This is a genomic window from Stenotrophomonas sp. BIGb0135 (assembly GCF_024810105.1).
Lineage (GTDB): Bacteria > Pseudomonadota > Gammaproteobacteria > Xanthomonadales > Xanthomonadaceae > Stenotrophomonas > Stenotrophomonas maltophilia_AB.
In genome coordinates this window covers 119,248-141,226 of record NZ_JANUDX010000010.1, presented here as the reverse complement: position 1 = coordinate 141,226, position 21,979 = coordinate 119,248, and the positions used below count along the sequence as shown (strand labels likewise).

Genomic DNA, 21,979 nt, shown 5'->3' with positions numbered 1-21,979 from the left:
GCGCCTGCCGCGAGGCCGCGCATGATCCGCCGCCTGCACGACACCAACGACCTGGTCCGCGCGTTCCCGCGCGTGCACTTCGTCGGCATCGGCGGCACCGGCATGAGCGGCATCGCCGAAGTGATGCTGACGCTGGGCTATGAAGTGTCCGGTTCGGACAACGCCGACAACGCCGCGACCCGTCGCCTGGCCAGCCTGGGTGCGCGCGTGATGCGTGGCCACTCGGCCGCCAACGTGCTGGGCACCGACTGCGTGGTGGTGTCCAGCGCGATCCGCGATGACAACCCCGAGCTGATGGAGGCGCGCAGCCAGCGCATCCCGATCATGCCGCGCGCGGCCATGCTGGCCGAGCTGATGCGCTTCCGCCGCGGCATCGCGGTAGCCGGCACGCATGGCAAGACCACCACCACCAGCCTGACGGCGGCGGTACTGAGCGAAGGCGAGCTGGACCCGACCTTCGTGATCGGTGGCCAGCTGCTGGCCGCCGGTGCCAACGCCAAGCTCGGCGGGGGCCAGTGGCTGGTGGCCGAGGCCGACGAGAGCGATGGCAGCTTCCTGCGCCTGAACCCGCTGGTGTCGGTGATCACCAACATCGATTCGGACCACCTGGAAAACTACGGCAACGATTTCGCCCGGGTCCAGGCCGCCTTCGCCGAATTCCTGCAGCGCCTGCCGTTCTACGGCCTGGCCGTGCTGTGCATCGATGACCCGGAAGTGGCCGCGCTGGCCGCGCAGACGCCGCGCCACGTCATGAGCTACGGCATGAGCAGCACGGCCGACGTGCGTGCCGAGGACGTGGTCCAGGACGGTCCGCGCATGCGCTTCACCCTGCGCCTGCCCGAAGGCAGCAGCCATCCGGTGACGCTGGCGCTGCCGGGCGCGCACAACGTCCTCAATGCCCTGGCCGCCGCCGCGGTGGGCTGGCAGCTGGGCGTGGCGCCCGAGGCGATCGCCCGCGCGCTGGAGAGCTTTGCCGGCATCGGCCGCCGCTTCAACGACCTGGGCATCGTCACCACCGCCACCGGCGCCAAGGTGCGGGTGATCGACGACTACGGCCACCACCCGCGCGAGCTGGCGGCGGTGTTCGCCGCGGCGCGTGGCGGTTGGCCCGAACAGCGCCTGGTGGTGGCGTTCCAGCCGCACCGCTACAGCCGCACCCGCGACCAGTTCGACGCGTTCGCCGCGGTGCTGTCCGAGGTGGACGCGCTGGTGCTGAGCGAGGTCTATCCGGCCGGCGAAGCGCCGATCCCCGGCGCCGATTCGCGCTCGCTGGCGCGCGCCATCCGCGCCCGCGGCCGCAGCGAACCGGTGGTGGTCGGCCAGACCGCCGAGCTGTCGCACGTCCTGCCCGACGTCCTGCAGGACGGCGACCTGCTGCTGATGATGGGCGCCGGCGACATCGGCCACATCGCGCAGTTGATCGCCACCGAAGGCTTCACGGAGACCCCGGCGGCATGAACCCGATCTTCTTCCCCTCGCTGCGCATCACCGACCCGGCCCGCTTCGGCCGCGTCGCGGTGTTGCTGGGCGGCACCTCCAGCGAACGCGACGTCTCGCTGGATTCCGGTCGCAACGTGATCGAGGCGCTGCGTGCGCGCGGCGTCGACGCGGTGGCCGTGGACGGCATCCCGGCGCTGGCACGGGCCCTGGTCGAACAGCGTTTCGACCGCGTCTTCAACATCCTGCATGGCCACAACGGCGGCGGCGAAGACGGCATCGTGCAGGGCCTGATGCAGGCCTTCGGCGTGCCGTACACCGGTTCGGACGTGCTCGGCTCGGCGCTGAGCATGGACAAGATCCGCACCAAGCAGGTCTGGCTGTCGCTGGGCCTGCCGACGCCGCGTTACGTCAAGCTGGTGGAAGGCGTGGACGTGCATGCGGCCGCGGCCGAACTCGGCTTGCCGGTGGTGGTGAAGCCGGCCAACGAAGGCTCCAGCGTGGGCATCAGCCGGGTCGTCGACGATGCCGGCCTGGATGACGCGGTGGCGCTGGCCACGCGCTACGACGGCCAGCTGCTGATGGAGCAGATGGTGGTCGGCGACGAACTCACCGTGGCCATCCTCGGCGACCAGGCGCTGCCGTCGATCCGCATCGTGCCCAAGGGCCAGTGGTACGACTACAACGCCAAGTACATCGCCGAAGACACCCAGTACCTGTGCCCGGGCCTGGACGGCGAGGACGAGCAGGAGATCCGCCGCATCGCGCTGGCCGCCTTCCAGGCCGCCGGCTGCCGTGGCTGGGGCCGGGTGGACGTGATGCGCGACCGCGCCAGCGGCCGCTTCTACCTGCTGGAAGTGAACACCGCACCGGGCATGACCAGCCACTCGCTGGTGCCCAAGGCCGCCGCACAGGCCGGCATCGGGTTCGAGGAACTGGTCTGGCGCGTGCTGGAGCAGACCTTGCCGGCCAACCTGCAGGACGGCACCGACCGGGAGCGCGCCCACGCATGAACGCGGTGCTGCGCATCTTCGTCTGGTTGCTGGCCCTGTCGGTGGTGGCGCTGCCTGTGGTGGCGGTGCTCAACGGCTGGGTCGGTGCCGAGCGCTGGCCGCTGGCCAAGCTGCGCGTGCACGCCGAATTCAAGCGGGTGCCGGCCGAACAGCTGCAGCAGGTGGTGCTGCCGTTCGCCAAGGCCGGCTTCTTCGCGGTCAAGCTGCAGGACGCCCAGGACGCCATCGAAAAGCTGCCGTGGGTGGAAAGCGCGCAGGTGCGCAAGCAGTGGCCGGACGTGCTGGAAATCACCCTGGTCGAACACAAGCCGTTCGCGCGCTGGGGCAACGACCGCCTGCTGTCCGAGCAGGGCAAGCTGTTTGCCACGCCCAAGAAGCTGCAGGACCTGGCGTTGCCCGACCTGGACGGACCGGACAGCCAGACCGAGGAAGTGGTGGCGCTCTACAACGATGCACGCGCGCTGTTCGCGCCGGCCGGCGTGGACGTCAAGCGGGTCAGCATGGACGCGCGTGGCAGCTGGTCGCTGCTGCTCAGCAACGGCACCGAAGTGGTCGTGGGCCGCGACGACGCGCGTTCGCGCCTGCAGCGTTTCGTGCGCGTGCTGCCGCAGCTGACCAACCAGCAGGCGCCGATCGAACGCGCCGACCTCCGTTATACCAATGGCTTCACGCTGAGCTGGGGTACCCCGGCCGCTACCGCGCCCAAACCGGCGCAGGACAGGACATGAATCGCAAGGGTGACAAATCACTGATCGTCGGACTGGATATCGGCACCTCCAAGGTGGTGGCGCTGGTCGGTGAGTATTCGCCGGGCAATCCGATCGAGGTCATCGGCATCGGCTCGCACGAATCGCGCGGGCTCAAGCGCGGCGTGGTGGTGGACATCGAGTCGACCGTGCAGTCGATCCAGCGCGCGGTCGAAGAGGCCGAGCTGATGGCCGGCTGCGAGATCCGCTCGGTGTACGCCTCCATCTCGGGCAACCACGTGCAGTGCCGGAACTCGCCGGGGATCGTGCCGATCCGCGAAGGCGAAGTGACCTGGGGCGACCTGGACCGGGTGCTGGACGCGGCCAAGGCCGTGGCGATCCCGGCCGACCAGAAGATCCTGCATGCGATCCCGCGCGAGTACGTGCTGGACGATTCGCAGGAAGGCATCCGCAACCCGGTCGGCATGACCGGCGTGCGCCTGGAGGTGCATGCGCACCTGGTGGTGTGCGCGCAATCGGCCGCGGCCAACATCAGCAAGTGCGTGCAGCGCTGCGGCCTGCAGGTGGATGACCTGGTGCTGTCATCGCTGGCTTCCAGCAAGGCCGTGCTGACCGCCGACGAGCGCGAGCTGGGCGTGGTGCTGGTGGACATGGGCGCGGGCACGACCGACCTGGCCGTGTTCGTGCAGGGCGCGATCTGCCACACCGCGTCGTTGCCGATCGCCGGCGACCACGTCACCAACGACATCGCGCACATGCTGCGCACCCCGACCCCGGAAGCGGAGCAGATCAAGGTGCGCTATGCCTGCGCGCTGGCGCAGCTGGCCACGGCCGAGGAAAGCATCCAGGTGCCCAGCGTCGGCGATCGCCCGCCGCGCCGGATGCCGCGCCACGCACTCGCCCAGGCGGTGCAGGGACGTTACGAAGAGATCTTCGAGATGGTGCAGGCCGAACTGCGCCGCTCCGGCTTCGAGGAACTGGTGCGCGCCGGCATGGTGCTCACCGGCGGTGCCTCGAAGATGGAAGGCGTGGTCGAACTGGCCGAGGAAATGCTGCAGATGCCGGTGCGCGTGGGCATTCCGCAGCACGTGACCGGGCTGGGCGAAGTGGTGGGCAACCCGGTGCACGCCACCGGCGTGGGCCTGCTGCTGATGGGCAGCCAGATCGAACACCCGCGCCGTCCGTCGCTGCCCACCGGGCGCGCGGGCAGCATGTTCAAGAAACTCAAGACCTGGTTCCGCGGCGAATTCTGAGCGCGGTCCTGACACGCAGTACACATGCAACACGCGATAAGCAGTTCCCGAAAATCCACGTAGTCCATGCAATACCCGCAATACCACGCAGTGCGATGTAGATAAAACAACGAGCAACACCACGGCCCCCCGGCCGTTTCTTGAAACAGGCAACACGGCCCGAACCGGTGCGATCCGGCCAGGGCAACACCAACTACAACTCGCCGGCACGACGGTGGGGGAGGACAGGAGAAGGAATCTCCAACGCCCCCGTCCCGCGTAAACGGCATCAAGAGGACACGGACATGGCGCATTTCGAACTGATTGAAAAGATGGCACCCAATGCGGTGATCAAGGTGATTGGCGTGGGCGGCGGCGGCGGCAACGCCGTGGCGCACATGGTCAGCACCAGCGTGGACGGCGTGGAATTCATCACCGCCAACACCGACTCGCAGGCCATCAAGAATTGCGGTGCCAAGCTGCAGCTGCAGCTGGGTACCAACGTCACCAAGGGCCTGGGTGCAGGCGCCAACCCGGAAGTCGGCCGCCAGGCCGCGCTGGAAGACCGCGAGCGCATCATGGATGCCCTGCAGGGTGCGGACATGGTGTTCATCACCGCCGGCATGGGCGGTGGCACCGGCACCGGCGCAGCCCCGGTGGTTGCCCAGCTGGCCAAGGAGATGGGCATCCTGACCGTCGCCGTGGTCACCAAGCCGTTCCCGTTCGAAGGCCGTCGCCGCATGCAGGTCGCGCTGAAGGGCATCGAGGAACTGAGCCAGCACTGCGATTCGCTGATCACCATCCCGAACGAAAAGCTGATCACCGTGCTGGGCCGCAACGCCACCATGATCCAGGCCTTCCGTGCCGCCAACGACGTCCTCCAGGGCGCCGTGCAGGGCATCGCCGACCTGATCGTGCGTCCGGGCCTGATCAACGTCGACTTTGCCGACGTGCGCACCGTCATGTCCGAAATGGGCCTGGCGATGATGGGTACCGGCACCGCGCGTGGCGACGACCGCGCCCAGGCCGCCGCCGAAGCCGCCATCCAGAACCCGCTGCTGGACGATGTGAACCTGGCCGGTGCCAACGGCATCCTGGTCAACATCACCGCCGGCGCCGACTTCACCATGGCCGAGTTCGACGAGATCGGCCGCACCATCGATGGCTTCGCCTCCGAAGACGCCACCGTGGTGGTGGGTACCGTGCTGGATCCGGACATGCAGGACGAAGTCCGCGTGACCGTGGTCGCCACCGGCCTGAACCGTGCCGTGGCCGCCAAGACCCAGCGTCCGGGCGAGCGTGCACCGATCAAGCTGGTCCGCAACGCCACCACCGGCCAGCCGGAGTTCGGCGAGTTCGACACCGGCGGCGATGCCGTGTCCAAGGCCGTGGGCGGCATGGGCATGGGCCTGCGTCGTCCGAGCGCGGACGCGCCGTCCGCGTCGACCCCGTCGTCTTCGGCGCCGGCCGCCGCCGAACTGCCCAACGACTACCTGGACATCCCGGCGTTCCTGCGCCGCCAGGCGGACTGAGGAATGCGTGCCGGGGTCTTGTCCTCCCCGGTAGGCGCCTCCATGTCCCTTGCTGCCGGGCCCGGAGTGGCCCGGCAGTCTGCCGCCCGTGTTCTGGTTCAGAAAGGGGTGGTGGTAGTGCGTGTTATTCTTGTTTGTCTCAGCCGCGCTGACCGCGCGCATTCCCGGTCCTGCCCCCCATGATCCCGCAACGCACCCTCAAGAACACGATCCGCGCCACCGGCGTTGGCCTGCACAGCGGCGACAAGGTCTACATGACCCTGCGCCCGGCCCCGGTCAATCATGGCATCGTGTTCCGGCGGGTCGACCTGGATCCGGTGGTGGAAGTGCCCGCGCGTGCGGACCTGGTCACCGAAGTCACCCTGTGCACCGGGCTGACCTACCACGAGGCCAAGATCCAGACCGTCGAGCACCTGATGTCGGCGCTGGCCGGGCTGGGCGTGGACAACATCATCGTGGAGCTGTCCTCGGCCGAACTGCCGATCATGGACGGGTCCTCCGGTCCGTTCGTGTTCCTGCTGCAGTCGGCAGGCATCGCCGAACAGGACGCTCCCAAGCGTTTCATCCGCATCCTCAAGACGGTGGAAGTCACCGAAGGCGACAAGGTCGCCCGCTTCGAGCCCTACGAGGGCTACAAGCTCGGTTTCACCATCCAGTTCGATCACCCGATGATCCCGGCCAAGCAGTCCCGCGCCGAGATCGAGTTCTCCACGGCCGCCTACACCAAGGAAATCTCCCGCGCGCGCACCTTCGGTTTCATGCGCGACCTGGAGTACATGCGCGAGCGCAACCTGGGCCTGGGCGGTTCGATGGACAACGCCATCGTGCTGGACGAGTTCCGCGTGCTCAACGACGACGGCCTGCGTTATGCCGACGAGTTCGTGCGCCACAAGATCCTCGACGCGATCGGCGACCTGTACCTGGCCGGCGGCCAGGTGCTGGGGGCCTATGAAGGCTTCAAGTCCGGCCATGCGCTCAACAACAAGCTGGTGCGGGCCCTGATGGCCGATGCCAGCGCGTGGGAGTGGGTGAGTTACGACGCGGCCGCCGCGACGGCCCCGGTCGCCTATGGGGCGCCCGCCTACGCGTGACCCGCCCCGCGAGGCTGGCGCAAGTCATTGAATTGATTGAAAACCAAACGGCGCCCAGGGCGCCGTTCTGCGTTTCTGGGGCGAACCGGGGGTAACGTTGACGTCAATGAACCGTCTACGGACGCAGGTCACGGAATTGTGAACCTGATCGAGGTTATTGCTGAATTTAACGAGTTTTTAATAAAAGACTAACGACTGCGCGACGATCGACGGCTACGATGCTGGCCGGTTCCCAGACAAATTCACGTACTCGTGACGCGTCCGGGAAGGGGCCGGATGCCCCGATGCCTTCAGGACCTGGGTAGATCCATGTCCTTCAGGCAAGCCAACGCGTCGCGTAGCCCTTTGTGCGTGGCGGCTGAAACTGCGTGGGGGCCATTCCTGTTATCGATCGCTGGGGAGCGTGGAGGAGGGGCAGACGCGGTTTTGACGGTCACCTTGGTGACCTTCAGCCCGATGGACCGGGCCGCGTCGATCAACTGTGCCTCGGCAAGCCGCAATCTGGCGTGCCACACGGGGGAATCGACGAGAAAAACGAGGTGCTCGCCGTTTACATTCGCCAGCCGGCAACGGGTGGCCAGTGCAGGCGGCAAATGGGGGCGCAATTGACGGTCAAGCGCGTCGAGCCACAGGGCACGACGCAGCGGGTTACCGGCTTTGTCCGCCATGACCACATCCAGCGCCGGCTTCGGCGCTGACGGGGTACGGGCACTGGATTTCGGCTCAGACATGAAAACTCACTGATGGCATTCAAAAAGATCGTAATCAAAACGCGTGAAGGAAAGGCCAAGACGCCCCTGGCGCGTTTGCGTTTCTACTTCGAGGATTCACCCCGTGCCCTGCTGGGCAGTGTGCTGGGGGTAGGCTGCCTGATCGGCTTCGGTGCCGGTATCGGTGGCAGCATGTTCAATGATTCGCGGCTCCACGCCAAGGTCGCCCAGCAGGAACGCGAGCTGGCCCAGGCCCAGAAGGACGCCCAGACCCAGGTCAACGCGCTGGCAGCGCGGATGGGTGAACTGCAGGCCCAGGCCACCCGTCTCAACGCCCTCGGCGAACGGCTGACCCAGATGGGCAAGCTGGAAGATGGCGAATTCGACTTCAACGAGACCCCCGGCCTCGGTGAAGGCGAGCCCGGCCCGACCCAGGACATCCCGGTCAGCGCGGTCAACGCCGACTTACAGGTGCTGGAGCAGCGCTTCGCTGCTTCAGGCCGCCAGTTGTCGGTGATGGAATCGCTGATGTTCGACCACCAGCTCGAGCAGAATGCCGTGCCGGGGCGCATGCCGATCCGCAACACCTACATCACCTCCAACTTCGGCACCCGCAGCGACCCGTTCGGTCGCGGTGCGGCCACCCACAAGGGCATGGATTTCCACGCCAAGGTCGGTGACCCGGTGATGTCGGTGGCCGACGGCGTGGTCAGCTTCGCCGGCGTGAAGGGCGGTTACGGCAACGTGGTCGACGTGGACCACGGCAACGGCTACGTGACCCGCTATGCGCACAATTCCCGCCTGGTGGTGAAGCCGGGCGACCTGGTCCGGGCCGGTCAGGAAGTGGCCAAGGCCGGTTCCACGGGCCGTTCCACCGGTGCCCACGTGCACTTCGAGGTCTGGGAGCGGGGCCAGGTGGTCAACCCGCGCAAGTTCCTCGGTGACGGCGGCAATACCCCGGTCGGACGCGTTTCGCGCGGCTGATCGCGGATTTCGCTTCGGAAGGGGGTGCTTGAAACGCCAGGCCCCCGACCCAAGCTACAATGGGTGTTGCCATAGACAGGGCGCAGTGCGCCCTGTTTCGTTTGCGGCGGACGATTCCCCCGGGGGAGCGTCGCCGTTGGGGCGTCTCATTCCAACCGGTTCCTTCAATGATCAACAGCCTGCTTACCCGCGTCTTCGGCAGTCGTAATGAACGACAGCTGCGCCAGCTCAACCGCATCGTCGCCAAGGTCAATGCGTTGGAGCCGGAAATCGAAAAGCTCTCCGACGAGCAGCTCAAGGCCAAGACCCCGGAGTTCAAGCAGCGCATCGCTGACGGTGAAGCGCTGGACAAGGTGCTCCCGGAAGCGTTCGCGGTCTGCCGCGAGGCCAGCCGCCGCGTGCTCGGCATGCGCCACTACGACGTCCAGCTGATCGGCGGCATGGTCCTGCACCTGGGCAAGATCGCCGAAATGCGCACCGGTGAAGGCAAGACCCTGGTCGCCACGCTGCCGGTGTACCTGAACGCGCTGGAAGGCAAGGGCGTCCACGTGGTCACCGTGAACGACTACCTGGCCCGCCGCGACTCGGCGCAGATGGGCAAGCTGTACAACTGGCTGGGCCTGAGCGTGGGCGTGGTCTACCCGGGCATGCCGCACGGCGACAAGCGCGAGGCCTATGCCAGCGACATCACCTACGGCACCAACAACGAATTCGGCTTCGACTACCTGCGCGACAACATGGCGCTGTCGCGTGCCGACCGCTACCAGCGCGGCCTGCACTACGCCATCGTCGATGAAGTCGACTCGATCCTGATCGATGAAGCGCGTACCCCGCTGATCATCTCCGGCCCGGCCGATGATTCCCCCGAGCTGTACATCCGCGTCAACCGCGTCGTCCCGCACCTGATCAAGCAGGAGGCCGAGGAAGGCGAGGGCGATTTCTGGGTGGACGAGAAGGGCAAGCAGGTGCACCTGTCCGAAGCGGGCATGGAGCATGCCGAGGCGCTGCTGGTGGAAGCGGGCATCCTCAATGCCGAGACCGAAGGCCTGTACGCGGCGCAGAACCTGACCGTGGTGCACCACCTCAATGCCGCCCTGCGCGCGCATGCCATCTACCAGCGCGACGTGGATTACATCGTGCGCGATGGCGAAGTGGTGATCGTCGATGAGTTCACCGGCCGTACCCTGGCCGGTCGTCGCTGGTCCGATGGCCTGCACCAGGCGGTGGAAGCGAAGGAAGGCGTGCCGGTCCAGCGCGAGAACCAGACGCTGGCCAGCATCACCTTCCAGAACCTGTTCCGCATGTACAAGAAGCTGTCCGGCATGACCGGTACGGCCGATACCGAAGCCTACGAATTCCAGAGCATCTACAACCTGGAAGTGGTGGTGATCCCGACCAACCGCCCGACCATCCGCAAGGACGGTTCGGACCAGGTGTTCCTCAACCGCAACGGCAAGTTCAACGCGGTGCTGGCCGACATCCAGGCCTGCAACGAGCGCGGCCAGCCGGTGCTGGTGGGTACCACCTCGATCGAAACCTCGGAGATGCTGTCCGAGCACCTGAACAAGTCCGGCGTGCGCCACGAGGTGCTCAACGCCAAGCAGCACGACCGCGAAGCGACCATCATCGCCAACGCCGGCATGCCCGGCGCGGTGACCATCGCCACCAACATGGCCGGTCGCGGTACCGACATCGTGCTGGGCGGTTCGCTGGAAGCGCAGCTGCACGAGCTGGGCGAAGGCGCCACTGACGAGCAGCGCGCGCAGGCCAAGGCCGAGTGGCAGAAGCGCCATGACGCGGTCAAGGCCGCCGGCGGCCTGCACATCGTGGGCACCGAGCGCCACGAGTCGCGCCGTATCGACAACCAGCTGCGTGGCCGTTCCGGCCGCCAGGGCGATCCGGGTTCGTCCCGCTTCTACCTGTCGCTGGAAGACAACCTGATGCGCATCTTCGCCTCGGACTGGGTCCAGAAGGCGATGCGCATGATGGGCATGAAGGAAGACGACGTCATCGAGGACCGCCTGGTCAGCCGCCAGATCGAGAAGGCGCAGCGCAAGGTGGAAGCGCACAACTTCGACATCCGCAAGAACCTGCTCGACTTCGACGACGTCAACAACGACCAGCGCAAGGTGATCTACGCCCAGCGCGATGAGCTGCTGGACGCCGAGTCGGTCAAGGACAACGTGGACGGCATCCGCGGCGATGTGATCTTCGACATCGTGGCGCGTTTCGTGCCGCCGAACTCGATCGACGAACAGTGGGACCTGGAGGGCCTGGAAGCCACCCTGGCCGCCGACTTCGGCGTGCAGATGGACCTCACCGGCCTGGTCAAGCTGCACGAGGAACTGGACGCTGAGGCGATTGCCGCCAAGGTCCAGGCGCGCATCGACGAGCACTTCGCCGAGAAGGAAAACGGCGTGGGCGAGGAGACCATGCGCGCGCTGGAGAAGCACGTCATGCTGACCGTGCTGGACCAGAGCTGGAAAGAGCACCTGGCACGCATGGACTACCTGCGCCAGGGCATCTACCTGCGCGGTTACGCGCAGAAGCAGCCGAAGCAGGAATACAAGAAGGAAGCGTTCGAGCTGTTCTCGGAAATGCTGGAGAACGTGAAGCGCGAAGTGGTCACCCTGCTGGCGCGCGTGCGCATCCGCAGCGAAGAGGAAGTGGCGGCACTGGAAGCAGCCGAGCGCCAGCAGGTCGAAGCGCGCCTGCTGCAGTCGCAGTTCCAGCACCAGGACGCCGGCGGCTACAGCGCCGACGAAGAGGCGGCGGACGTGCTTTCGGCGCAGAACGGGGTGGCCCAGGTGCGCCTGGATGAGCCCAAGGTCGGCCGCAACGACCCGTGCCCCTGCGGCAGCGGCAAGAAGTACAAGCACTGCCACGGGCAGCTCACCTGACCCGGACAGGGTAGATCCACGCCCTGCGTGGAGGCCCCCCGGGGCACGCAGAAAACCCCGCCGCGTGCGGGGTTTTTTGTTGTCGGTCGTGCGTGGCCGGTGCGCGTCGCCGCGGGTGCCGGCGCCCGGGCCATTGCGCCGGCAAGGCGGTTTTCGGCATGCTCCCCCCATGCCTTCCCCCAAACGATCGATCCACGTCGTGGCCGGCGTCATCACCGACGCCCGCGGCCGCATCCTGCTCAACCGCCGCACCGAAGACCGCGACATGGGCGGCCTCTGGGAGTTTCCCGGCGGCAAGCGCGAGCCCGGCGAAAGCTCCGAACAGGCGTTGGTGCGCGAGCTGCGCGAGGAGTTGGGGATCGAGGCGGAGGTCGGCGCGTGGATCATGGACGTGCCGCAGATGTACCCGGACAAGCGCCTGCGCCTGGAAGTGCGGCGGATCAGCAGCTGGAAGGGCAGCCCGCGCGGCCGTGAAGGACAGGCCATCACCTGGGTCACCCCGGACAAGCTCTCCCGCTATTCGATGCCGCCGGCCGATGTGCCGGTGGTGGCGGCGTTGCGCCAGCCCGACCGCTACCTGATCACCCCCGAACCCGAGGCCGACCACGCCCAGGCCCACCACGACTGGCACCAGCGCCTGGCGCAGGCGTTGGCCGCCGGGGTCAACCGGATCCAGTTGCGCACCCCGGCCAGCCCGGCCCGGGTGGCCCTGGCCGAGCAGGCCATCGGCGCCCATCGCGGTGCCGTGCAGTGGCTGCTCAACCGCGACATTGCGTTGGCCCGCCGGCTCGGCGTGGGCGTGCACCTGGGCGCGGAACAAGTGCTGCAACTGGACGCACGGCCCTTGCCGGCCGGGCAGCTGGTGGCTGCCTCCTGCCACGACCTGGCGCAGCTGCAGGCCGCCCAGCGGCTGGGCTGCGACTTCGCCGTGCTTGGCCCGGTCCAGGCCACCGCCAGCCATCCGGGCGCCACCGCGCTGGGCTGGGAGGCGTTCGAGCAGCTGCGCGAGCAGGTCTCGCTGCCGTTGTATGCGTTGGGCGGGCTGCATCCGGACGATATCGGCAAGGCGCGCCAGCACGGCGCGCAGGGCATCGCCGCGATCCGCGCACTGTGGCCGGCCTGAGCGGCCCCGCAGCGCCGCCCGCTGGCCGGCACCCGCAGCCCATCGCCGCTACAAGGTGATCCAGAAACACCCGTACTGGCGACGCAGCCCGAACACCGTGCGCGCCGGCGTGGCCGTGTTGCCCAGGGTCTGCTCCAGGCGCAGCCCCACCGGGCGTGGCCGGCGCGGCGCGACATCGGCCAGCGGCTGCGCATCGCCGCCCGGCAGCGGTCCACTGGCAGGCCCGTCCGTCAGCGCCGCCTCGCTTTGCGGGTACACCGGCGCGATGTCCACCAGTGGCCGCTGCACCACCGCTTCCAGCCGGCCGATGATCTGGTTGGCGGTCGCGTTGGAGACGTTGTTCCACAGATAGATGGAGGACAGCCGGTTGACGTCCTGCTGGCTCACCGCATCGCGGATCTGCCCGGTCAACTCGCTGAGCCGACGCGCGCAGCCGGCGCGGTAGATGCCGGTGTTGCCCACGGTGGGCGTGCGGACCGGCATGCGTGCGGTGGCGCCCAGCGCGTCGCAGCTACGGTCGGTGAATACGGTCTGGCCCTGGGCGTTGGTGCAGCGGTTCACGCGCTGCGCCTGCGCCGATGCCGGAGCGGGCAGGCACGACGCGCACAGCAGGAGCAGGACGAGCGATTTCATCGCAGCAGAGTAACGATGCGCACGTTATCTGCAAGCGATGTGGCCGCGCTCAGCCGCGCAGCAGTTTCAGCACCTGGGTGGTCGGCTTGGCCAGGTTGAGGGTGTAGAAGTGCAGCCCAGGCGCGCCGCCAGCGACCAGCCGTTCGCACAGCCCGGCCACCACCTCCGCCCCGAACGCACGCACCGATTCGGCATCGTCGCCGTAGGCCTGCATCTTGCGGCCGATCCAGCGCGGGATCTCCGCCCCGCACTGCTCGGAGAAGCGGCGCAGCTGGCTGAAGTTGGAGATCGGCATGATCCCCGGCACGATCGGCACGCCCACCCCCAGCTTGCGCACCGCATCGACGAAGTGGAAGTACGCATCGGCATTGAAGAAGTACTGGGTGATCGCCGCATCGGCACCGGCATCGATCTTGGTCTTGAAGTGCTTCAGGTCCAGCAGGGCATCGTCGGCCTGCGGATGGGTCTCGGGGTAGGCGCCCACTTCGATGCGGAACGCGTCGCCGTGTTCGGCGCGGATGAAGCTGATCAGGTCCGAGGCATAGCGCAGGTCGCCGGGGTGGCCCATGCCCGAGGGCAGGTCGCCGCGCAATGCGACGATCCGGCGGCAGCCGATGGCGCGGTACAGCTTGAGCAGTTCGCGGATCTCCTCGCGGCTGCCGCCCACGCAGGACAGGTGCGGGGCGGCGTCGAAGCCATGGTGCTGCTTGAGGTGGCGCACGGTCTCGGAGGTGTAGCTCAGGGTCGAGCCGCCGGCCCCGAACGTACAGGAGACATACTCCGGCGCAAAGGCCTTGAGCTTGCTCGCGGTACGATCAAGCTGCGCGCGCTGCTCGTCGGTCTTGGGCGGGTAGAACTCGAAGCTGATGGCGGTCATGGGCGGCGGGAACGTCGGCGGGTGTGGATCAATCATATCTTTTCATCGCGATGAATGTGAAGTGCGTGAGGCCGGCTGCGGCTGACCGGGCGGAACCTGCCGCCGGTAAATGCGCTGGCCGACGGCGTCGCCTTCCCATCGCCGCCCCACGCAGGGCAGCCGATTGCTGGGGCGCCGGCTCGCCGAGGCCGCAAGGCTCGTCCGCCTCCCGCGACCGCTCACCGCCTTCTGCGTCCGCTGCTCATGTAATTGCCCGCACCGCCTCGGCGCGCGTCACGCTCCACGCTCATCCAGCAGGAGCCTGCCATGTCGACCGCCCGTCCCCGCCGCATCTACGCCATCGCCCCGTTTGCTGCGCTTGCGCTGACCGCATGGGCCACCTTGGCCAGCCCCGCCCATGCGGCCATCGAGCCGTTCCAGGGCCTGCAGGTCGAGGTCATCGGCAGCGGCCGACCGGTGCTGATGATCCCCGGCCTCAACAGCGGTGCCGAGGTCTGGCGTGAGACCTGCACCGCGCTGCAGCCGCAGGTGCAATGCCATCTGATCCAGCTGCCGGGCTTCGCCGGCGCGCCTGCCACGGCCAGCGATGATTTCCTGGGCGCCATGCGTGACCGCCTGCTGGCCTACAGCGCGGACCGCAGGCTCGATCATCCCGCCGTGATCGGCCACAGCCTCGGCGGCGTGCTGGCGCTGCAGATGGCGATCGCGGCACCCCGGCACATCGGCCCCCTGGTGATCGTCGATGCCTTGCCGTACCTGGGGGCCGCGCAGAATCCGGCGGCGACGCCGGCCACGCTCGAACCGATGGCCGAGCAGGTCCGGGCCGGCATGCTCGCCATGGACGCCACCCAATACGCGGCGCAGACCGATGCCGCGGTCGCCAACATGGCGCATGCCCCCGCGCATGTGGCGACCTTGAAGCAGTGGGGGCGCGACAGCGATCGCGGCGCCACCGCCAGCGCGGTGTATTCGATGACGATGACCGACCTGCGCCAGCCGATCGCCGGCATCAGGGTGCCGGTGCTGGTGCTGGGCGCGTGGGCGGCCTACCAGCCGTTCGGTGCGACCGAAGCCAGCACGCGCCAGGTCTTCGAGGCCCAGTACGCCGCGCTGCCCGACGTACGCATCGAGATGAGCCGCGCCGGCTACCACTTCCTGATGTGGGATGATCCGCGCTGGCTGCAGGCGCAGATCCGGGACTTTCTCGACCTGCCCGTGGCGCACTGATCGACAGCGGCGTGGAGACGATGAACACGAGGCAGGCAGCACGCAATTCGGGTTTCTGGTGGGCGAACGCGGGCCTGTGGGCTGGCTACCTGGGCGTGAGCATCGGCATGGGCATCGCCTACCGTGGCCCTTGGTCCGGCGGGACCCTGATCTATGTGATGGTCGCGCTTGGCCTGTTCGCCGGCACTGCACTGATACGCCACTGGGCGCTTGGCCATGCGTGGCTGCAACGCGATCTGCTGGGGCTGACGTGGCGGATGGCGCTGGCCGTGGTGGGCGTCGCGGCCGCCATCCAGCTCCTCACCGCCGCCGTGCTGCTCCCCGCGCTTGCATGGGACTGGGTGGCGCTGCCGGGACAGCGCGCCTATTACCGGCCGGTCGATACGTTCAACTACTGGCTCAGCACTGCCATCGTGTTGAGCGTGTGGTGCGCTCTGTGGACCGGCCGCCGCGCGCTGCATCGGGCTCGCGACAGCGAAATGGCGCACCTGCGCGCCGAAGCGCAGCGGGCGACGCTGGAGCACCAGGCGCTGCGTGCGCGGCTCAATCCCCACTTCGTGTTCAACGCGCTCAACAACCTGCGCGCGCTGATCAATGAAGACCCGGCGCGTGCACGCGAGATGGTCACTCATCTGTCCAGCACGCTGCGCCACGCACTGGTGCATACCGATGGCGATTGGGTCACCGTGGCCGAGGAGTGGCGCGTGGTGCAGGACTACCTGGCCGTGGAGGCGATCCATTACGAAGACCGCCTGCGCGTGCGGACCGATATCGATGCGGACGCGCTGCGCGCACGGCTGCCGCCGATGGCGTTACAGCTGCTGGTGGAGAACGCCATCAAGCACGGCATCGCCGTCCACGCCGGCGGTGGCGAGCTGACGATCCGCGTGCGGCGCGAGGGTGGCTGGCTGCGGGTGGAGGTGGACAATCCCGCCCCGCACGAGGCCGGCAGCGAAGGCCATGGTATCGGCCTGGCCTATCTGCGCGCCCAGCTTGGCATCGACGCGGCGGCATCCTCCCTCGACCGGGGCACATTCCTGCTGGAACGTCAGGGCGAACGCATGCTGGCCCGGTTGGAGGTGCAGCAATGAGTGCGTCACTGCGCGTGCTGATCGTGGATGACGCGCGGCTGGCGCGCCGCGAACTGCGCACCCTGCTGGCGGCGATCCCCTGGGTGGAATGCGTGGGCGAGGCGGACGATGTGCCCGCTGCACGCGAAGCGATCCTGCGCGAGCGGCCCGATCTGGTGCTGCTGGATGTGCAGATGCCCTCGGGCGAAGGCTTCGATGTGCTCGACGGCCTGGAGACGGTGCCGATGGTGGTGTTCGTCACCGCCTACGACCAGTACGCGGTGCGCGCTTTCGACGCCAACGCACTCGACTACCTGGTCAAGCCGGTGGAGGCGGGCCGCCTGCAGGCGGCATTGGAGCGTGGCCGGGAGCGCCTCGCGGCACCGGCCGTCTCCCCTGCGACGAACAGCGCTCGCGATTCGCTGGGCGCTGACGACCAGGTGTTCCTGCGCGATGGCGAACGGTGCTGGTTCGTGGCGCTCGGCGAGATCCGCAAGGTCGTGGTCGACGGCAACTACGCACGGCTGTGGTTCCGCGACCAGAACGCCGTGCTGGCGCGCAGCCTCAGCACGCTGGAGTCCCGGCTGTCGCCGGCGCTGTTCTTCCGCGCCAACCGCAACACCCTGGTCAATCTGCGCCGCGTGCGTGCGATCAAACCGTCCCTCGGTGATGGCTACGACCTGACCCTGGATGACGGCAGCCAGGTCGAGGTCTCGCGGCGCCAGGCGCGCGAGCTGCGTGAGCGGCTGGCGCTGTAGGGCGCGCCGCACGCGTTACCCTGTGCACGATCTCCGCCGCCTGCCCGTGCCCATGTCCATCGTCCTCACCGAATTCGCCCGTCCCCGCCTGTTCCCGCGTACCCCGCGCGGCAACACCGTCCAGGACTGCACCGCCGAGCAGTTCCAGGCGTACCTCAACACGCATGCACCATTGAAGGTGCTCGATGGCTACGCGCCGTTCTGCAAGCTGTTCGTCTACGAGAACTGGACCAGCACGCGCTGCCTCACCGTGCCCATCACCGACGCCAACCGCCACCAGTTGCACACCGGCTACGAGGCGCGCAACCGCAACGAGCTGCCGGTGCTGGTGCGCTGGTTCGAGGGCGTCGAGTCGCCGCGCGCCAACTACCTGGTGGTGATCCTGTACAGCGCCGCGCAACTGGCGCTGGAGGGCTCGCCGATCGACGCCGACTGGGGCATCGTCGGCTGCATCTACACCGCCGAGCCGGAGGAAGTGCCGATGGCCCCGATCACCATGATGCGCAACGCGCTGGGGGTGGACGAGGGCGGTTCCGGGGTGCCGCTGGACCGCGATGCCTACCAGCGCGCCGTGGCGTTCTGGGAGAGCAACGCCAACTGGCGCCCCTGAGCGCCCCGGCCCGCTGCACGCGGCCCCCGTAGCGACACCCCATGGGGCTGCACGCGGACCGGGGCGAAACGCAGCCACGCATGGCGCGGCGCTACAGGTCTATGACGCATCCACCGGGATGCCCATGCGCCGGAGCATCGCGGCGAATGCGGCCACGTCCTCCGGCGGGGCCGCCAGCGCAATGCGCAGCGGCGACGCCGCCAGGCCCAGCGCATCGGTGGTGATGGCGTCCAGGTGCAGCGCCAGGGCGTCGGCCGAGAGCTGCGCCGCGTGGATGCCGCCGTAGGCCGCGCGTGCCTGCGCATGCAGGCAGACATGCACGCCGTCGTGGCCCAGGGCGATGTCCTGCGCGTCGGGATGCTCGGCCTTCTGCAGCAGCAGGTAGCGGCGGGTGTCGTGTGCGTGGTTGGCCAGGCCGGCCATCAGCACGCCGTCGTCCGCGCCGACATGGACGACGGCAGCGATGAAGTCATGCATGCGATGGGGGTCCGTCAACGGTGGGAAGGGTCCGGGTCCACTCCCACCAGGGGTAGTGGTACTCGCGGTCGGTGGCCAGCCAGTGCGCCGCGCAGTCCACGCAGGTGACCGAATGCGCCTCGCCCCAGCCACCCTCGGCTTCACCCACCGCATCGATGACCACGTGCCCACGGGCGGCCTCGCGACGCGGATCGAAGAACGGGTAATGCGGGTACAGGGCGCACAGGCAGCCGGCCCGATCCCGCCAGAAGCGCAGCCGTCGCAAGGCGAACTGCAGGTGATGGTCGTTGGCGAACAAGGCGCCGCGCAGCGCGATGTGCGCGGTGGCGCGCTCGATCCGTTCGACCCACGGCGCAAGCGCGTCCAGCTCGGCCGGATCGCGCAGTTGGGCGATGGCGCAGGCCGCGCGGTAGATGCGGTCGGGGTCCGACGACAACAGCGCCTGCAGGTGCTGCGCGCCGGGTCCTTCGGTGGGGGCGGCCGGCTCCCGGGAGAAGGGCCAGCGCATCAGCGGGCCCTGCCGATGGCGGCATAGCGGCCATCGGTAAGGCGCAGCAGGTCGGCCGGTGCCACCGCCACCTCCAGCCCGCGCCGGCCGGCGCTGACATGCAGCGTGGCCAGCGCCTGCGCGCTGGCATCGAGGAAGGTGCGATGCTTTTTCTTCTGTGCCAGCGGGCTGATCCCGCCGACCAGGTAGCCGGTGGCGCGCTGTGCCTGTTCCAGCGGGGCCATCTCGCACTTCCTGCAGCCGGCCGCCTCGGCCAGCGCCTTCAGGTCGAGCGTGCCGCTGACCGGCACGATCGCCACCAGCAGTTCGTGCTTCTCCGTGCTGGCCAGCAGCGTCTTGAACACCTGCGCCGGGTCCAGCCCGAGCTGCTGCACCGCCTCGCCGCCGTAGGAGTCGGCATCGGGATCGTGTGGGTAGGACAGCACGCTGTGGACGATGCCGTGCTTCTTGAGCAGGTTGATGGCCGGTGTCATGGGTGCATCGTAACGCGGTGCGGACCGGCTGCCTTGACCGAGGCGACTGCGATCGCGGCGATAATGGGGACAGTCCCGTCTGGAAAGATCCCATGCGCCTCTCTGGTCACTGCAACGCGCTCAGCTTCGACCGTGATGTGGCGCGCGGACCGTATCCTCCCCAGGGGTTCGTATCGATCGCGGAAGGCGCGCTCGGCAATGGCGATTGTTTCGGGCTGTATTGGCCGTTGGGGCGTGAGGCGGACGCGCCGTTCGTGTGCGAGATGTTCCATGACGAAGGGCGCATGGAACTGCGCCATTCTTCGGTGCAGGTGTTCTCGCGCTGGCTGGACGTGAACGGTGGCGACTATGGCGAGCGTGAGGTCGAGGATCCCGGTTCACCGACCCTGCAGTTGGAGCAGGCGCGTGCGCACGTGCTGGCAGGGCAGGTCGAGCAGGCCATTGATCGGCTGCGCGCAGCATGCACGGCGTTCCCGGAGCTTCAGCCGGGCTGGACGCTGCTGGCAAGCCAGTACCTGCGGCAGGGGCAGCGTGACGCGGCGATCGATGCGGCACGCTCGGCCGTGCTGGCCAACTGGGCGTTTGGCATTCCCGAGCCCGGGGTGCTGCGCATCCTGCGCGCTGCCCCGGCCAGCATGGACCCGGTGATCGCCCTGGTGCAGCGGATGGGCTTCGCCTTCGGCGGCGCAAAGACCAATCCGGATTACGCGCTGATGCAGGCCTGCATCGATGACTGCTGGGCGGCCGGTGACGCGCTGACCGCGCTGCGACTGTCGCAGAACCGCTGCTACGTGCTTGCGGGCGAAACGGTGTCGTTCCAGGAACGGGAAGGGTTCGCGCTGTCGCGCTGGCAAGCGGACTTCGCCGCGCAGTGCCAGGCCGTCCTGAACGACGACCGCAGGTGTTTCGGCCAGGACTGAAGGGCATTCCGGCACAAAAAAAACGGGCGCCTTCCGGCGCCCGTCTGTGTTCAACGCACCAGGATCGGCACGCCGATCAGTAGCGGTAATGCTCCGGCTTGAACGGACCGTCCACCGGCACGCCGATGTAGTCGGCCTGTTCCTGGCTCAGGGTGGTCAGCTTCACGCCGATCTTTTCCAGGTGCAGGCGCGCCACTTCCTCGTCCAGCTTCTTCGGCAGCAGGTACACCTTGTTCTCGTAGCTGTCCTTGTTCGCCCACAGGTCGATCTGGGCGAGGGTCTGGTTGGCGAACGAGTTGGACATCACGAAGCTCGGGTGGCCGGTGGCGCAGCCCAGGTTGACCAGGCGGCCTTCGGCCAGCAGGAAGATCGCGTTGCCGTTCGGGAACACGTACTTGTCCACCTGCGGCTTGATGTTGATGTGCTGCACGCCCGGGAAGCCGACCAGCGCATCGACCTGGATCTCGTTGTCGAAGTGGCCGATGTTGCAGACGATGGCCTGGTCCTTCATCGCGCTCAGGTGCTCGATGCGGATGATGTCCTTGTTGCCGGTGGTGGTGACGTAGAGGTCGGCACGGCCCAGGGTGGATTCGATGGTGTTGACTTCGAAGCCTTCCATCGCCGCCTGCAGGGCGCAGATCGGATCGATCTCGGTGACCACCACGCGCGCGCCATAGGCACGCAGCGAGGCGGCGCAGCCCTTGCCCACGTCACCGTAGCCGCAGACCACGGCGACCTTGCCGGCCAGCATCACGTCCATCGCGCGCTTGAGGCCGTCGGCCAGCGACTCGCGGCAGCCGTAGAGGTTGTCGAACTTGCTCTTGGTGACCGAGTCGTTGACGTTGATCGCCGGAATCAGCAGGGTGCCGGCCTGGGCCAGCTGGTACAGGCGGTGCACGCCGGTGGTGGTCTCTTCGGAGACGCCCTTCCAGTCCTTGACCACGCGGGCCCAGTAACCCGGACGCTCCTTGGCCACGCGCTTGAGCAGGTCCTTGATGACCTGTTCTTCGTGCGAGGCGGCCTTTTCGTTGACCCAGTTGCTGCCGTTTTCCAGCTCGTAACCCTTGTGGATCAGCAGGGTCACGTCGCCGCCGTCATCGACCACCAGCTCCGGGCCGGTCAGGGTGCCGTCGGGCAGGGTGAAGGTGAGCGCGTCCAGGGTGCAGTCCCAGTACTCCTCCAGCGACTCGCCCTTCCAGGCGAACACCGGGGTGCCCGACGCGGCGATCGCGGCGGCGGCATGGTCCTGGGTGGAGAAGATGTTGCAGGAGGCCCAGCGCACGTCGGCGCCGATGTCCTTCAGGGTCTCGATCAGCACCGCGGTCTGGATGGTCATGTGCAGCGAGCCGGTCACGCGCACGCCCTTCAGCGGCAGGGTGGCGGCGTGCTTGCGGCGGATCGACATCAGGCCCGGCATTTCGTGCTCGGCGATGTCCAGTTCCTTGCGGCCCCAGTCGGCGAGTTTGATATCGGCAATCTTGTAATCACCTTCGGTGGAGAAGGTCTTGGCAACAGCATTCATTGGAAAGCTCCGGTAGTGACGCGCCATGCTCGTCAAGCGCGATGTCGGTCATCGGACACCTGCATGACAGCAAGACTCGCAATCGCCGGGCGCCGTTGGAACGATCCTGGCCACCGAGCCTGGCCGCGCGGACAGGGTCCACAACGGTCGCAGCGCCCCTCGGTGGAGGGTCGCC

20 protein-coding genes, 1 pseudogene and 1 riboswitch are annotated in these 21,979 nt (G+C 67.8%); of the genes and pseudogenes, 14 read left to right on the top strand and 7 right to left on the bottom strand.

Going from position 1 to position 21,979, the window contains the following annotated elements:
- Positions 1–21 precede the first annotated feature (21 nt).
- The 6 genes and pseudogenes from murC to lpxC all read left to right on the top strand — a co-directional run bounded on the left by murC (position 22) and on the right by lpxC (position 7,012).
- Positions 22–1,458 carry a UDP-N-acetylmuramate--L-alanine ligase gene (gene murC, locus M2421_RS17760; protein ID WP_259209235.1) on the top strand — a complete coding sequence of 479 codons (1,437 nt, stop codon included), beginning with the start codon at positions 22–24 and terminating at the stop codon, positions 1,456–1,458.
- Positions 1,455–2,450, top strand: a complete 996-nt coding sequence (locus M2421_RS17755; RefSeq protein WP_259209233.1) for a D-alanine--D-alanine ligase — start codon at positions 1,455–1,457, stop codon at positions 2,448–2,450. Before murC ends, M2421_RS17755 begins: the two co-directional genes overlap by 4 nt.
- Positions 2,447–3,121, top strand: a pseudogene (locus M2421_RS17750) (cell division protein FtsQ/DivIB); the annotation flags it as partial. The gene M2421_RS17755 and the pseudogene M2421_RS17750, both read left to right, overlap by 4 nt.
- Positions 3,122–3,174: 53 nt before the next feature.
- The gene (gene ftsA, locus M2421_RS17745) at positions 3,175–4,410 is read left to right on the top strand and encodes a cell division protein FtsA (RefSeq protein ID WP_259209228.1); all 1,236 of its coding nucleotides are present in this window, start codon (positions 3,175–3,177) and stop codon (positions 4,408–4,410) included.
- 284 nt (positions 4,411–4,694) lie between these two features.
- Positions 4,695–5,921, top strand: coding sequence for a cell division protein FtsZ (gene ftsZ / locus M2421_RS17740; RefSeq protein WP_259209226.1), 1,227 nt, complete (start codon positions 4,695–4,697; stop codon positions 5,919–5,921).
- Positions 5,922–6,100: 179 nt separating this feature from the next.
- On the top strand, positions 6,101–7,012 hold the full coding sequence (gene lpxC, locus M2421_RS17735; protein ID WP_259209224.1) for a UDP-3-O-acyl-N-acetylglucosamine deacetylase: 912 nt from the start codon (positions 6,101–6,103) through the stop codon (positions 7,010–7,012).
- A 290-nt stretch (positions 7,013–7,302) separates the two neighbouring features.
- On the opposite strand, the gene M2421_RS17730 is transcribed toward lpxC, so the two are convergent.
- Positions 7,303–7,743 (bottom strand): DUF721 domain-containing protein, encoded by a 441-nt coding sequence (locus M2421_RS17730; protein WP_259209222.1) that lies wholly within the window; start codon positions 7,741–7,743, stop codon positions 7,303–7,305.
- Between the two features lie 12 nt (positions 7,744–7,755).
- On the opposite strand from M2421_RS17730, the gene M2421_RS17725 reads away from it, so the two are divergent.
- From M2421_RS17725 to M2421_RS17715, 3 genes are all read left to right on the top strand, one after another.
- The gene (locus M2421_RS17725; protein ID WP_038690496.1) at positions 7,756–8,706 is read left to right on the top strand and encodes a M23 family metallopeptidase; all 951 of its coding nucleotides are present in this window, start codon (positions 7,756–7,758) and stop codon (positions 8,704–8,706) included.
- 167 nt (positions 8,707–8,873) lie between these two features.
- Positions 8,874–11,606, top strand: coding sequence for a preprotein translocase subunit SecA (secA, locus tag M2421_RS17720; RefSeq protein WP_259209218.1), 2,733 nt, complete (start codon positions 8,874–8,876; stop codon positions 11,604–11,606).
- 169 nt (positions 11,607–11,775) lie between these two features.
- Complete coding sequence (locus tag M2421_RS17715; protein ID WP_259209217.1) at positions 11,776–12,729, top strand: Nudix family hydrolase; 954 nt, start codon at positions 11,776–11,778, stop codon at positions 12,727–12,729.
- A gap of 48 nt (positions 12,730–12,777) precedes the next feature.
- Here the strand turns inward: M2421_RS17715 and M2421_RS17710 are convergent, their stop codons facing one another.
- Complete coding sequence (locus M2421_RS17710) at positions 12,778–13,362, bottom strand: DUF4124 domain-containing protein (protein ID WP_259209215.1); 585 nt, start codon at positions 13,360–13,362, stop codon at positions 12,778–12,780.
- 49 nt (positions 13,363–13,411) lie between these two features.
- A complete protein-coding gene (gene metF, locus M2421_RS17705; RefSeq protein ID WP_259209213.1) occupies positions 13,412–14,239 on the bottom strand; it encodes a methylenetetrahydrofolate reductase [NAD(P)H] in 828 nt (275 codons plus the stop codon).
- 306 nt (positions 14,240–14,545) lie between these two features.
- Between metF and M2421_RS17700 the strand changes: the two genes are divergently transcribed.
- Genes M2421_RS17700 through M2421_RS17685 form a run of 4 tightly spaced genes read left to right on the top strand, consistent with a single transcriptional unit; the run spans position 14,546 to position 17,904 of the window.
- On the top strand, positions 14,546–15,466 hold the full coding sequence (locus M2421_RS17700; protein WP_259209211.1) for an alpha/beta hydrolase: 921 nt from the start codon (positions 14,546–14,548) through the stop codon (positions 15,464–15,466).
- A 20-nt stretch (positions 15,467–15,486) separates the two neighbouring features.
- The gene (locus M2421_RS17695; protein WP_259209209.1) at positions 15,487–16,557 is read left to right on the top strand and encodes a histidine kinase; all 1,071 of its coding nucleotides are present in this window, start codon (positions 15,487–15,489) and stop codon (positions 16,555–16,557) included.
- Positions 16,554–17,294: a LytTR family DNA-binding domain-containing protein gene (locus tag M2421_RS17690; RefSeq protein WP_259209206.1), complete on the top strand. Its 741-nt coding sequence runs from the start codon at positions 16,554–16,556 to the stop codon at positions 17,292–17,294. Before M2421_RS17695 ends, M2421_RS17690 begins: the two co-directional genes overlap by 4 nt.
- Before the next feature lie 52 nt (positions 17,295–17,346).
- Positions 17,347–17,904, top strand: coding sequence for a DUF3228 family protein (locus M2421_RS17685; RefSeq protein WP_259209204.1), 558 nt, complete (start codon positions 17,347–17,349; stop codon positions 17,902–17,904).
- A gap of 99 nt (positions 17,905–18,003) precedes the next feature.
- Here M2421_RS17685 and M2421_RS17680 read toward each other — a convergent pair whose 3' ends face one another.
- From M2421_RS17680 to ybaK, 3 genes are read right to left on the bottom strand one after another with little or no spacing between them, the layout of a single operon-like run.
- Complete coding sequence (locus M2421_RS17680; RefSeq protein ID WP_259209200.1) at positions 18,004–18,381, bottom strand: Imm10 family immunity protein; 378 nt, start codon at positions 18,379–18,381, stop codon at positions 18,004–18,006.
- Positions 18,374–18,889, bottom strand: coding sequence for a hypothetical protein (locus M2421_RS17675; protein WP_259209198.1), 516 nt, complete (start codon positions 18,887–18,889; stop codon positions 18,374–18,376). Before M2421_RS17675 ends, M2421_RS17680 begins: the two co-directional genes overlap by 8 nt.
- Positions 18,889–19,362: a Cys-tRNA(Pro) deacylase gene (ybaK, locus tag M2421_RS17670; protein ID WP_259209196.1), complete on the bottom strand. Its 474-nt coding sequence runs from the start codon at positions 19,360–19,362 to the stop codon at positions 18,889–18,891. Before ybaK ends, M2421_RS17675 begins: the two co-directional genes overlap by 1 nt.
- Before the next feature lie 92 nt (positions 19,363–19,454).
- Here ybaK and M2421_RS17665 point away from each other — a divergent pair, with 92 nt between their 5' ends.
- On the top strand, positions 19,455–20,282 hold the full coding sequence (locus M2421_RS17665) for a hypothetical protein (RefSeq protein WP_259209195.1): 828 nt from the start codon (positions 19,455–19,457) through the stop codon (positions 20,280–20,282).
- A 76-nt stretch (positions 20,283–20,358) separates the two neighbouring features.
- Here the strand turns inward: M2421_RS17665 and ahcY are convergent, their stop codons facing one another.
- Positions 20,359–21,804: an adenosylhomocysteinase gene (gene ahcY / locus M2421_RS17660; RefSeq protein WP_259209192.1), complete on the bottom strand. Its 1,446-nt coding sequence runs from the start codon at positions 21,802–21,804 to the stop codon at positions 20,359–20,361.
- A gap of 80 nt (positions 21,805–21,884) precedes the next feature.
- A riboswitch (S-adenosyl-L-homocysteine riboswitch) is annotated at positions 21,885–21,971 on the bottom strand.
- Positions 21,972–21,979: the final 8 nt, after the last annotated feature.